General features: G+C 45.2%; 11 protein-coding genes and 1 pseudogene. 9 read left to right on the top strand and 3 right to left on the bottom strand.

The window, feature by feature from the left end; translation table 11 throughout:
* Window positions 1-17 precede the first annotated feature (17 nt).
* The 4 genes from hpsB to QUB04_RS06910 all read left to right on the top strand — a co-directional run bounded on the left by hpsB (window position 18) and on the right by QUB04_RS06910 (window position 3,594).
* Complete coding sequence (gene hpsB, locus QUB04_RS06925) at window positions 18-674, top strand: hormogonium polysaccharide secretion pseudopilin HpsB (protein ID WP_333282621.1); 657 nt, start codon at window positions 18-20, stop codon at window positions 672-674.
* A gap of 64 nt (window positions 675-738) precedes the next feature.
* Complete coding sequence (gene hpsC / locus QUB04_RS06920; protein WP_333282618.1) at window positions 739-1,779, top strand: hormogonium polysaccharide secretion pseudopilin HpsC; 1,041 nt, start codon at window positions 739-741, stop codon at window positions 1,777-1,779.
* Between the two features lie 58 nt (window positions 1,780-1,837).
* Window positions 1,838-2,467, top strand: coding sequence for a GspH/FimT family pseudopilin (locus QUB04_RS06915; RefSeq protein ID WP_333282615.1), 630 nt, complete (start codon window positions 1,838-1,840; stop codon window positions 2,465-2,467).
* Window positions 2,468-2,508: 41 nt separating this feature from the next.
* Window positions 2,509-3,594: an SGNH/GDSL hydrolase family protein gene (locus QUB04_RS06910; protein ID WP_333282612.1), complete on the top strand. Its 1,086-nt coding sequence runs from the start codon at window positions 2,509-2,511 to the stop codon at window positions 3,592-3,594.
* A gap of 239 nt (window positions 3,595-3,833) precedes the next feature.
* Here QUB04_RS06910 and QUB04_RS06905 read toward each other — a convergent pair whose 3' ends face one another.
* The gene (locus QUB04_RS06905; RefSeq protein WP_333282608.1) at window positions 3,834-4,601 is read right to left on the bottom strand and encodes a cobalt-precorrin-6A reductase; all 768 of its coding nucleotides are present in this window, start codon (window positions 4,599-4,601) and stop codon (window positions 3,834-3,836) included.
* Between the two features lie 269 nt (window positions 4,602-4,870).
* On the opposite strand from QUB04_RS06905, the gene QUB04_RS06900 reads away from it, so the two are divergent.
* Window positions 4,871-5,689 (top strand): tetratricopeptide repeat protein, encoded by an 819-nt coding sequence (locus QUB04_RS06900; RefSeq protein WP_333282605.1) that lies wholly within the window; start codon window positions 4,871-4,873, stop codon window positions 5,687-5,689.
* Window positions 5,690-6,199: 510 nt separating this feature from the next.
* Here the strand turns inward: QUB04_RS06900 and QUB04_RS06895 are convergent.
* Together QUB04_RS06895 and QUB04_RS06890 are read right to left on the bottom strand one after the other, a co-directional pair.
* The gene (locus QUB04_RS06895) at window positions 6,200-6,436 is read right to left on the bottom strand and encodes a hypothetical protein (RefSeq protein WP_333282602.1); all 237 of its coding nucleotides are present in this window, start codon (window positions 6,434-6,436) and stop codon (window positions 6,200-6,202) included.
* A 256-nt stretch (window positions 6,437-6,692) separates the two neighbouring features.
* On the bottom strand, window positions 6,693-7,481 hold the full coding sequence (locus QUB04_RS06890; protein ID WP_333282599.1) for a TIGR01548 family HAD-type hydrolase: 789 nt from the start codon (window positions 7,479-7,481) through the stop codon (window positions 6,693-6,695).
* 177 nt (window positions 7,482-7,658) lie between these two features.
* Between QUB04_RS06890 and QUB04_RS06885 the strand changes: the two genes are divergently transcribed.
* The 4 genes and pseudogenes from QUB04_RS06885 to QUB04_RS06870 all read left to right on the top strand — a co-directional run.
* A complete protein-coding gene (locus QUB04_RS06885; RefSeq protein ID WP_278187374.1) occupies window positions 7,659-7,970 on the top strand; it encodes a 30S ribosomal protein PSRP-3 in 312 nt (103 codons plus the stop codon).
* Window positions 7,971-8,805: 835 nt separating this feature from the next.
* Window positions 8,806-9,879 (top strand): class I SAM-dependent methyltransferase, encoded by a 1,074-nt coding sequence (locus QUB04_RS06880; protein WP_333282596.1) that lies wholly within the window; start codon window positions 8,806-8,808, stop codon window positions 9,877-9,879.
* A 417-nt stretch (window positions 9,880-10,296) separates the two neighbouring features.
* Window positions 10,297-11,193 (top strand): Mo-dependent nitrogenase C-terminal domain-containing protein, encoded by an 897-nt coding sequence (locus QUB04_RS06875; RefSeq protein WP_333282594.1) that lies wholly within the window; start codon window positions 10,297-10,299, stop codon window positions 11,191-11,193.
* Window positions 11,194-11,859: 666 nt separating this feature from the next.
* Window positions 11,860-12,281, top strand: a pseudogene (locus QUB04_RS06870) (RNA-guided endonuclease TnpB family protein); the annotation flags it as partial.

Below are 12,281 nucleotides of genomic sequence, written 5' to 3'. Positions count from 1 at the left end.
AATGCGGAGTGCTTACTATGATGAAACGCCAACAGCCACACAGTAGTTTACAGAAGTCTCAAGAAGCCGGCTACACGATTATCGAGTCATTGGTAGCGATGATTGTAGTTTCGGTGCTGATGATTGCGATCGCCCCTGTGATGGCTTTCTCAGTAGCAACTCGCGTCCAAGCCAAACGGATAGAAATGGCCACTCAAGCCGCCACAACCTATATTGAGGCGCTCAGGTCTGAGGCGCTCAAACAAGGCACTCAGGGGTTTCCTGCTCAGTACACAACCGACAATAAATTAGAGGAGACCCCCGCTCCCGGCAACATCAACGCTCTTTACTGCATAGACAAAGATGGAGATCAAACCTGTACCGCTGGCAGCAATCAAGACCTTGTAGTTCAGGGCTACTACTATAACAACTTACCAGCTACTACCAATCCGGCAAAAACAGGCTACAGCTTAATTGTTCGGGTTTACAGGGCTAATTCTTTTGCTAGTGGCGTCGGAGCACTAACAACTCAGAATGCTCTACAAGCACAGCAAGGAATTACTACCGCAGGGCTGGGAAATCTCCGAGCGCCTTTGGTAGAAATGAGAACAGAAATAGGTGCTAGCGATAGACAAGGTGCTTACAACAATTTGTGTACTCGCACCAATATCAATGGCGCCACAGGCTGTGAGTAATCATCAAAGTCCCCGTTATTAACTTTAAAATCGCTCCCCCCATTTGACAAAGGAAACAGTCAAAATGAAAACTTTACTCAGGTTGCTTCTCAAAAGTCAGCACCAGCGAAACCGATCCGGGCCAGCTCAAACAGAAAAGGGCATGACTCTGGTCGAGCTATTAGTCGGAGCAATTATGGCGTTTTTGATCATTACGCCGATGCTCGGTTTTGTAGTCGATATGCTGAATACCGACAGGAGGGAACAAGTCAAGTCAAATACCGAGCAAGACCTTCAGGCAGCCGTTGATTTCATCGCCCAAGATTTGAGTCAAGCTATTTATATTTACGATCAGGCAGGAATCACTGCTATTAACCCCGCGACTCAACTTCCTCCGGCTCCTACAAATACCACAGGTACTCCAATTTTAGTATTCTGGAAGCGACAGCTAATTAAAAATGCTGTTCCTATTAATTCGGCTGTTACTGCAAAAACACCAAGCGCTTGCCCACCTAACGGTAGTGAGTGCAACGACACTTATGTACTATCCTTAGTTGCCTACTACCAGATTAGAGATACTGCTCCTAACTCTATTTGGTGTCAGCCTTCAGGAGGCAATTGTCCTACTCGTATTGCTCGCTATGAAATTAGGGAGCCAGTTAGAAACCCCTACACAATAGATGCCACAAAACCTTATTACGATGCGGCAGATTTAAGTGATAGTCAAGAAGGCAGTAAGGCATTTAATAAAGACTTTGACTTTAATAAGCCCACAGTAAATGTGACGATGGGAGCAAATTTTCCAGATCCTGAAGTATTGGTTAATTACATCCACTACAGTAGCACTAATGTTCCAATACCAACCGGAACTCAGTGTCAAACTCTTCTTTCCGTAACACCTCCACCCCCACCAGCAACATTCAATGCAAACAATTTACTAATAACAGACAGCTCAAACCACAGCTTTTACGCTTGTGTAGATACATCTAAAAACATAGCCAGAGTGACGCTCAGAGGAAACAGCCTGCGCCGCATTCAAACTGATGCTGATTATGATGCCACGAAATCGGCCTATTTCCCAACAGCAACCGTGCAAGTACAAGGTTTAGGTGGGTTAGGAAAATAACGGATTTCTGAAACACATTCCCGAATCGCCGCCCGCCGATAAACAATAGGAGAATACCATGAAAACCCCACCAATATTATTAAAACTTTTGCATAAGTGTGCTGCCAAGCCCAGCCGTAATTTCAACAAAACTGCATCCAGAAAAGATGATGGAGGATTCACGCTTCTAGAAGTGCTCGTGATAGCGTTGATCATAGGTATATTCAGCTCGATCGCCGCTCCAAGCTGGGAGGCCTTCATCAACCGACAAAGAGTTCGCACTGTGAACGATCGCGTTTTGCAATCATTACGACTTGCACAAAGCGAAGCAAGGCGAACTAAGCGCGATATCACTATTACATTTTCTGCCCCATCTGTCGATCCGCCAACAGTTACGTTTGACCCCCCACTAGCCACAGGTGGTAGTACCCAGACGTTAAATGCGGGAGGCGAAATCAAACCGGGCACTATTTTACTTTCAACTAATGCAGCGACTCCTGTTGATACTGGTGTTCCTGTACATTCGATCGTTTTTGACTATCAGGGCAATGTAAAAAAATTGCCTCGCAGTACAAATCCTGCAATTACCAACGCACGATTTGTGGTCACAGTTGCTCCATCTCGCGGTGGTGCTAAGCAGTGCGCGATCGTAGAAACTCTCATAGGAGGAATGAGAACCGCTGAAGGAACAGAATGCCCAATACCCTAATTTGCAATAAATTTCATCGTTAATGAGGATATGTCTAATATATGAGAATTGCGAATTATATTATTGATCTCCCTTTGGTAGCCTTTATATTTTTTTTGTTACTAATTATTGTTGTCACAAAGAAACGTCTTAAAAAGGACGAGTTTTATACGTTAGTGATTAGCATACTACTATCTTTTCTCTTGGCAGAAGGAGTTTGTAGATTCTTAAATATAGGAGATTCTAGGATAGTTATATCGAAGGAGGAACGTGTTCAAGGAGAAATATACGCTTATAAACCCAATGGAAAGCTACTATATACTTACCCAGACAATCCTCGAAAATATTTTAACCAAAAGAATGAAGTGTCAGGAACGATAAATGCCAAAGGATTTCGGGGGTTGGATCGAGCCTTTGAGAAACCTAATGGTATAACCAGGATAGCATTCCTCGGTGATTCTTTTACCCTTGGGATAGGTGTAAAAGACAACGATACCTTGCCAGTAAGTTTTGAACGCGCAATACAATCCAAACATCCCAACACCGAGGTTCTAAATTTTGGTATTTCAGGAACATCCACGAAAGAACAAATCAAGTTGCTTGAGGAATATGTAATAAAATTCAAACCAGACGTAGTAGTAATCGTAGTATTTTTGAATGATGCAGACAGAACAGGAACAATTAACTTTATCTCTAGACCAAAGGTACTGGCCCAAGTTAGAGAAAACTCGTTTTTTATCAACGCTTTGATCGGAAGCATTGAAAAACCTATTCTATATCAGGAAATGATTCGTCATTACCAAGATGGTTATTTAGAAGGTAGCCCCGGTTGGGAATCTGTCAAAACTGCGCTCAGGAAAGGAAAAACGCTATCGGAAAAACAGAACTTCCAGCTTGTAGTTGCAGTACACCCTGTACTCTTTAAACTAGATGATAGCTATCCATTCAGACATATTCACAAAATAATAGAAGACTATTGTGCGTCTTTAAAAATTCCGTTTGTCGATTTATTGAATGGATTCATTGGCAAACAGGATTCCCAGCTTTGGGTACACAAAACTGACCAACATCCCAATGAAGTAGCAAATAGAATTGCTGCCGGAGAACTCTCGAAATTCTTTGATAGTAACGACTTAATTAAAAAGTAGGGCACCCGGTTCGATTTAAAACATACAAACTATGCAGCTAGAACTAAAACAAATAATCATCCAGCCAGGAAATCAACTATTACTCAAAGACATAACGTGGCCGATGTTTGAAACCCTACTAATATCATTTCCGGTAACACCGGAATGATGTTGACAGTTGACTGTTGACAGCGAACAGTCAACAGTCAACAGTCAACAGTCAACTCGAATTTACTATTCCGATGCTAACGAATTTAATATCATAACTGCTTAACTAACCAAGCGATCGCCCCTTCAACATCATCAACCTTTTCAACATCGGCAATCGGCGGCCGCTGCACCATCACCACCGGAATTCCCAGTTCCCTAGCCGCAACAATTTTCGCATAAGTAGCACCGCCCCCGCTGTTTTTACTAACAATAGTATCAATCTGATATTCTAATAGTAATTGGCGCTCCTCTTCCAAAGAAAAAGGCCCCCTTGCTAATAACAACTTACCATTAGGAATAGGAGAATTGAGTGCCGGAGGATCGATCGCCCGCATCAAAAACCAAATAGCATCCAAACCAGCAAAAGCAGCCAATTCCTGCCTACCAATCGTGAGAAACACCCGCTGAGACAGCCCTAATAAAGCCCTTGCAGCCTCCGAGTGGCCCGCAACATCAATCCAGCGATCGCCCTCCACCCTCTCCCAAGCAGGACGCACCAGCATCAAAAAGGGCACATTACATTCAGCAGCAGCAACAGCAGCATTAGCAGAAATCTGAGCCGCAAACGGATGAGTAGCATCGATTAAGAAGTCGATCGGGCGATCCTCTCCTAGGGCTGCGCGATCGAGCAAAAACGCCGCCAGCCCAGCCGCCCCACCAAACCCCCCAATTCGCACCGAACCCGTTTTTGGGGTAAAAGGCTGTTGAGTGCGTCCTGCTAGCGAAGATACCACCTCTATTTCAGCAATTTGAGACGCTCTCACCGCCAGTTCCGCAGCATCCCCCGTCCCCCCCAAAATTAGCAACCGTTTTTTCACCAAATTATCCTTACCAACTACACAAACTGGCAGTTAAAACTCACATCTTGCACCATACTCAAGAACAGGCAAGATGCCTGTTCCACAAAGAGTGAATTTTCTTGTGGAACAGGCATCTTGCCTGTTCCTAAACAAGTAATTGAGAATAGTGCAACATCTCATATTATGTCCGGCCGATTCTCGTCGCCCAGACTTTTCAAACATCTTCCAACCAACCCCGGCAAATTCGGTTAATAATATTCTTAGTCAAGTTTAAACGACCAACAACAATGATTCGCTCACTTTTCACATTTTTTACAGTATTAATTGTAACCGGGTTAGTATGGTTGGGAAATATCGCCCCCGTTGCCGCCCAAGTACAACCAACAGATATCACCGATCCTCAACAGGAATTAGGAGAACTCGTTCAAAAAGCTTTTGAAGCTACAAATGAAGGCAAATTTCCCGCCGCAGAAACTTTTTGGACTCAAATCATTGACAAATTTCCCTCAGAAGCCGCCGCTTGGAGCAACCGAGGCAACTCTAGAGTCAGCCAAAACAAACTACAAGCCGCTATTACCGACTACGAAAGAGCGATCGAACTAGCACCCGACGCCCCCGATCCCTACCTCAACCGCGGCACCGCCCTAGAAGGTTTAGGACGCTGGGAAGAGGCGATCGCCGACTACAATCATGTACTAGAATTAGACTCCCAAGATCCAGCCGCCTACAACAACCGAGGCAACGCCGAAGCAGGTTTAGGAAAATGGGAACAAGCAATAGCCGACTACAGCAAAGCCTTTGAACTAGCCCCCGAATACGCCTTTGCCCGCGCCAACCACGCCCTCGCACTTTATCAAAACGGGCAAACCAAAGAAGCAATTCGCAACATGAAAAACATCGTCCGCAGATACCCCCAATTTGCCGACATGAGAGCCGCCCTCAGCGCCTGTCTTTGGGAAACAGGAAATCGCGGCGAAGCTGAAAGCAATTGGGTAGCAGCCATCGGCCTCGACTCCCGCTACAAAGACCTCGATTGGGTTGCCAATAACCGTCGCTGGCCACCACTTGCAGTCAGTGCATTAGACAAATTCTTGCACTTGAAATAATCTCACAACGCCAATAAAAAATTGCGAGCATCCCCATGATTGTGGGGTATAATTCCTAAAAGGGATGCTCCAAAGAATTGCCAAATATCATCCTAAGCTATAGCAATCCTCGCCTCAGTTGTACAAATATAGCAATCCTAAATGATTCGTGTAATTCTTGTAGGGGCGGTGCCCCCGTGCCCGCCCAGCCCATAGACGAGCGGGTAGGGGTTTCAGATATCGGGGCAACCACGGGGGGATTGCCCTGTTGGGTGGCGATGAATTTTCTCCTTGGTTGTCGTTTCAGATATCGGGGCAACCACGGGGGGATTGCCCCTACAAGAGAATGAAACAGCCCTGCGACGGATCGGGGCAACCACGGGGGGTTTGCCCCTACAACAATTACACAATTCATTTAGAATCTCTATAGCAGTAAATAAACTATTGAAGAACAATTCAAACTCTTCTTGCAGGTTTCTTATTTCCTCAATATTCATCCCTTAAATCCGTTTCCTCCGTTGAATTCTCTTATCAAAACTCGTATTCCACATCTCCAGCAACAATCCTATCTGTCACCAATATTCTGTACAGTTCCAGTTCTTCAACAGTAACTTTTCCGTCCGCACAAATCGCTCTCTTAATGTCTTCCATTTCTTGCTTAGATATCTTGCCGTTAGCAACAGCTCGCTCGATTAGGGCTTGGAGCTTTTCTAGTTGCCGAGTTTCTTCCAGCGTAGGTTGTTTATCAGTCGATCGCGAAACTAACATAGTTGCATTCTCCTAGAGATTGACCTCTACTCTGTACTAAGCCGCCGCAGCAGATATTGTCAACTCAACGATGCAAAAATTGACAAATAAATGTAACAAAACTACATTTACTTGTCAATAGAATAAGCTGCCAAATTTTTTAACAAAATTACATTTGTTTGTCATTGGTTATTGATTATTAGTTAACTGACAACTAACAACTAACAACTGACAACTGACAACTGACAACTGACAACTAACAACTAACAACTGACAACTAACAACTGACTAATTCCCAAATCCGCGCCGCCGTCAACTCCTCAACATTCCTAAAAACCGCTGCAGCACCCGCATTTTCCAGCACCGCAGCATAAGCCTCGCAGCGCACAGCATCATCCAAAACATGAGGCGGCAAAATTCCAGCCCCCAGCCAAACCCGATTTGGTTGCACTTCCCGCGCCTTCACAACCGTGTAAATATCCGCAACAGTATCTCCCGCATAAATCACCGGCAAATTTTCTTCTAAACCGTGCAGGTTTTCCAACTGTTCAATTGCCGCGAAAAGTCCAGCCGGATCGGGTTTTCCCGGTGCATCTTCCATCGCCACCAACACCGGGGAATTTAAACTCAATTTCCCTGACAAAACATAAGCAGCCTCATCCCGCATCGCCCCGCTAAAAAAGCCCCAAACAACTCCCCCACCCGTTAAATTTTCCAGGTAAGCCGGACTTAACAGCAGCGGTTCGTCGCAAATGTAACCAGTCCAATTTTTCTCATCAGGCCCGCGATAGCGACTTTGGAAAAAAGCCACTAATTCGTCATAGTTGAGAGCGAGTTGGTTTCTCGATCGTCCAATCCCCTCAAAATAACGGCAAACTAACTCGAAAGACGCCTGCCAGTCATTATTCCACACTCCCTCAGACTTCAGAGAGTCGATATCGAGAGAATTCGGGCGAAAAGCACCCGCCGTGAAATGTTCCACCGCATCCGCGATCGCCCGCCGATAGGAACCGGACACATCCCGCACCACACCATCAATGTCGAAGACTAAAATAACTCTGTTCACAACTTAACCATCCTTGTACCTAGGGCGCGTGAGAACCCAAATTTTATCGGTTTCAAGCCCCTGAGTGGCGCTAAAACCAGCCGCGCCACAAAACTTTTCATGGCCGATGACCAATTATCGAACAGAGTGTGCTACGCTTAGCGATTGTAGAAATTTTTAACAAGTTCGATCGGAACCCTGGAGGTTTGCTTGTCCAAGTTCATCTTAAAAGTTCTCTGGCTAGAAGAGAATGTTGCCCTCGCCGTTGACCAAGTTGTCGGCAAAGGAACTAGCCCGCTGACATCCTACTTTTTCTGGCCTCGCAAAGATGCGTGGGAAGACCTCAAAAACGAACTCGAAGCCAAACACTGGATTGCTGACAACGATCGCGTCGAAATCCTCAACCAAGCGACAGAAGTAATCAACTACTGGCAAGAGGAAGGCAGACGGCGCCCGATGACTGAAGCTCAGTCAAGGTTCCCCCAAGTGACTTTTACCGGCAGCAACTAAGCCCAGCTTTTAGTTGCTATCCATATAAATTGCCTGTTATGGCTGACGGGGGGAACGAGAGAGGGGGAGAAGGCGAGAGGATTTGACCGAAAAACGAGACGCAAGCCCCTGGCTTCAGACACGGGGATAAGTCGGTAGCGGTTTTAACCGCATTGAAATTGAATATGTGGTATAAAAAAAGCAGCAAGTAAGAATAACCATCTGCGTGTTGAAACAACCTAGTGCGGTGAAATCCCGGCAACGGACATATCCGACTTGATTCGGAATAGTTAAAGGGCAAACAAAAGGCAGGTTGTTGAGCGTACCTATCTGGCATTAGTGATGGACTCCGAAAGCACAAAAGCTAAAAGTATACTCAAAGTTTGGATTTGTCTAAGCTGAGTGGGTAGAGGCACTTTGATTTCGCCTTTGAAAGTTCAAAGACGAACTCTTCAAGAATCCCCGTCCCTTTAGGGTCCGGGAGTATCAAGCTTTTTCCACCTCGCCGTGAAACATACAATTTTAATGCGCTACAGCTTATCTTGATATTAACTCCGATTTTGGAACCTACTCGGGTTTTGGGCTTGGTTGATCGATTTGAGATTAGAGATTGGAAATTTATGCAAAATAAAGCTCTAAAATCGCCTTTTCTACAATCTTAAAAATACTAAGCAACGAAACCAAAGAAATCTAAAATCGGCTTTTTTGTACTTTTAAATTGTACAGTCAGCTCTCAACGGACTTCCCTCGAACCTCCAACCTCGCTCCTCAAAATCCATCGGTTAAATCCGTTAAATCTTGTACACGGCTTCCTTCTTCTTTCTTCCTTCTTCCTTCTTCCTTCTTCGCGGAATCTATGGGCGCCGAAAGTACAATCAACCAGACCGAACAGCTACCGCTGGTAGTAAATCCCGACATTCTCCAGCAAGCTATCCTCTACAAAATTAATACCCGCGTAAACGCTCGCGGAGAATTAATTTTCCCCTGCGTACCGGGAATGCTAAGCCACTATCTCAAGGCAATAGAAAATCTATTTAGCACTCTTGACAGACCCCTGCCAGAAGACCGCAGAGACGAACTCAGCAAGCTTTTAGCCACCAAGTTAGAACAAGGCTACCGCACCTCCACAGCATCGATGTTGATTCTGCAATACGAATCAGTACAGCCGCCGCAAACCGGTTTAGCCTGCAAAGTGATTGTTACTACCTCAACAGTTGGAGAACAGTACAAAAGCTGGGTAGACACCAGAGAACCTCCGCTTTTCGGTTCTCATCCAGACGCAAAATTGATGACAACGGCTGCTAAATTGGGCACGCCCGATCGAGTGCGGATTTTGGACGTGGGGGCTGGTACCGGCCGCAATACCTTGCCGCTGGCGAGATTGGGCTATTCTGTAGATGCGATCGAACTAACTCCAGCTTTTGCAGAACAATTGAAAGCGGCAGTAACAGCCGAAAACCTTCCCGTGACAGTTACTGAAGGCGACGTGCTCGACCCCTTAATGCGGATGAAACCGGCCCGCTACCAGTTGGCAGTTGCCGCCGAAGTCATCTCACATTTTCGAGACAGCGATCAAGTACGGCTTTTCCTCGCTAAAATGTGCGATTCCCTGTCTCCCGGAGGCTTGTTGCTGTTCAGCACGTTTTTAACCGTCGGCGACTACCAGCCTGATGCCCTCGTGCGACAAGTTGCCCAACTCTCCTGGTCTACTTTATTTACACCCCAAGAACTCGCCACCGCAATGGAAGGGTTGCCCTTAGTCCAAATATCCGATGAATTGGTGTTTGAGTACGAACGCCACCACCTGCCGGAAGGAGCCTGGCCCCCGACGCCTTGGTTTCCCAGTTGGGCCACCGGTCGAGATGTCTTTCCGATGGCAAACGCCCGCCCGCCAATGGAATTGCGCTGGATTTTGTGTCGCCGAAGTTAAAAAAATCTGTCATTTATAAACGGACACAGCAATTACACCTGTTGACAGGCGGTAACTGTTTCCTCATATATTTTTATTTCAACAGCTTAAAGCCGGCTCGCTGTTAATATTGTGCTGCCGGCACAGAAAAATTTACAAAAATATATATTAAAATGTAAACAGAGCGAAGTTCGATCGCCCCTGGGTGACAAACCCAGTGTCTGATTAGATCCAACGCTTGCCAACCTTTTATTTCTTGCGAAAAAGTGGGTTGCTAATGGCGATCGGGCTTGAATAAAAGTCGATCGCCATCTCAATGGGTGCAACTAGAGTTAAGATGAATTCAACAAACCTATTCCTCGCGATAGATGACTTTTTAGGGAATAGGATTAACCAATAGATTAGCTCGCTAGTTAGCGATGCTGCTGAAAAACAAATATGCTTTTAACACATCCACTACAAGCGTTTGGAGCAATCTTCGGGCACCAACCTTCCACAAATAGATCATCCATCGACCACAAAACCAGTAAAAATTATTGGGAGGGGAATATTGAGTCCGCTGTAAACGAACAAATTGACTGGTACATCCAAGTGGAAATGCTAATGAGTAACGCTAAATCTTCCTGCACCAATGAAGAGATTACTGCTTGGCTGCGGGGATTGCTGACAATTGCTTGGGCAGACGGCAACTTTGACGAAGACGAGCAAAAAATGATTGCAAATCTAACTCAGGATGAACTACATCCGGTATCTTTTGAGGCGGGTTTTGAACCCATTACCGCAGAGGAATTAGTCGCTGTGTTAGGGAAAGACACCGCCAAAGGCGAGGATTTTTTGAGGACAGCAGTCATGGTAGCTTTGGCAGACGGTACATACTCGCTCAGCGAAGACGAGGTAATCTCTAAGTTTTGCACAGCTTTGGGGCACAATGTAGAGGCGATCGAAGCTCTGCGACACACCATCGAAGAGAGCAAGTGCGATGATCCGCAGGGGCCCAGCAGCCAAATCGTCTTTGATGCGAATGTCGCCCCCGTCGCCGGAACACCCCTTTCATCTCGGCTACCTAAACCTCACCACAAAGATGTCCTGCAACCCGTCAAAGACTGGCTTGACGGCTGGGAAATTCACGACCCCAAAGTGGCACACTTTGTCTGTAAAATTATTCCGCCCCAGTGTCCGTTTGAGCGAGATGTCGTGTTATTTGGTCGCAAAATCGTCCACATTCCGGCGATGTGCCAGATTAACCCGCTTTACGAACAGTTAGTCGGGATGCGCTTTCGAGCTCTCTGCTATTTGGCAGATGAATGTAAGGAAGATGTATCGTCATATTGTTAGTAGTCAGTAGTCAGTAGTCAGTTGTCAGTTGTCAGTTGTCAGTAAGTAGTCAGTTGTCAGTTGTCAGTTGTCAGTTGTCAGTAAGTAGTCAGTTGTCAGTTGTCAGTAGGCAGTTGTCATGCTGGTGAAATCTTGGATTAATGACTGTAACTATTAACCAATGACTACTAATTAGTCCCAAATGCCAAAACCGGGTTTTTCTAGGACAAAACATCGTTACACCCATCCGCGACAGTAGAAAAAGCCAGTAGAAAAACCCGGTTTATTCAGTTTTAGTGGGTAAGTCTTGCTAATATCAAATCGGCTTTGATAATACTAATTAAACAAAAGTTTTGGTACAATCCTCAATCTTATACAAATTATTAAAATTCGCAGATTTAGGAGCCGGACACGGCATTGCCATTTCCCTACAGATACTGGCGTACAATCTTTCACTCTGAACTACTTTTAAAAATTGGTATAATTATAATTATCGGGCAAGTGTAAGTCGCGACTAAACTGGGCTGTCGTCTGCCGACCCGGACTAAAGCAAAAGGGGAATATGGTAGTTGGATATGGTATCATAAAACTTCGTTGAGTTTATAAGCAATTATAAACAATAATGGTATCATATCGCTATGAGTGTTGAACAAGGAATACGCACAGCCCAAAGAACGGAAGTCTCAAATGCAACTAACAGAGAGGCACATCATTAAATCAACGGAACACCGTTTCGCCCAAATTGATGAACTAGCTTTCAAGTCCAAAAACCTCTACAATGCCGCCAATTACGTCATTCGTCAGAGTTTTATTTATGGATGGGGTTATGTCAATTACAACGAAATGAATCGTTTGATGAAGTCTCACGAAGCATATAAGGCTTTGCCTGCCAAGGTCAGTCAACAAATCTTGATAGTTTTAGACAAGAATTGGAAATCGTTTTTTGAGGCTGTTAAAGCTTACAAAGTCGAGCATTCCAAATTCACAGGTCGCCCAAAACTACCAAAGTATAAAGATAAGGTCAAAGGGCGAAACCTTCTCATCTACACGATTCAAGCAATTAGCAGCAAACAGTTGAAGAAAGGAATCATTAAACTTTCGGGTACAGA

Source organism: Microcoleus sp. D2_18a_B4, assembly GCF_036702475.1.
Lineage (GTDB): Bacteria > Cyanobacteriota > Cyanobacteriia > Cyanobacteriales > Microcoleaceae > Microcoleus.
This window is presented reverse-complemented; position numbering and strand designations above follow the sequence as displayed.

Excerpts from the sequence above, each read along its gene's own strand:
- QUB04_RS06915 (WP_333282615.1), top strand. The coding sequence starts at position 1,838 with ATGAAAACCCCACCAATATTATTAAAACTTTTGCATAAGTGTGCTGCC.
- QUB04_RS06880 (WP_333282596.1), top strand. The coding sequence starts at position 8,806 with ATGGGCGCCGAAAGTACAATCAACCAGACCGAACAGCTACCGCTGGTA.
- QUB04_RS06900 (WP_333282605.1), top strand. The coding sequence starts at position 4,871 with ATGATTCGCTCACTTTTCACATTTTTTACAGTATTAATTGTAACCGGG.
- hpsB (WP_333282621.1), top strand. The coding sequence starts at position 18 with ATGATGAAACGCCAACAGCCACACAGTAGTTTACAGAAGTCTCAAGAA.
- QUB04_RS06895 (WP_333282602.1), bottom strand. The coding sequence starts at position 6,436 with ATGTTAGTTTCGCGATCGACTGATAAACAACCTACGCTGGAAGAAACT.
- hpsC (WP_333282618.1), top strand. The coding sequence starts at position 739 with ATGAAAACTTTACTCAGGTTGCTTCTCAAAAGTCAGCACCAGCGAAAC.
- QUB04_RS06910 (WP_333282612.1), top strand. The coding sequence starts at position 2,509 with ATGAGAATTGCGAATTATATTATTGATCTCCCTTTGGTAGCCTTTATA.
- QUB04_RS06875 (WP_333282594.1), top strand. The coding sequence starts at position 10,297 with ATGCTTTTAACACATCCACTACAAGCGTTTGGAGCAATCTTCGGGCAC.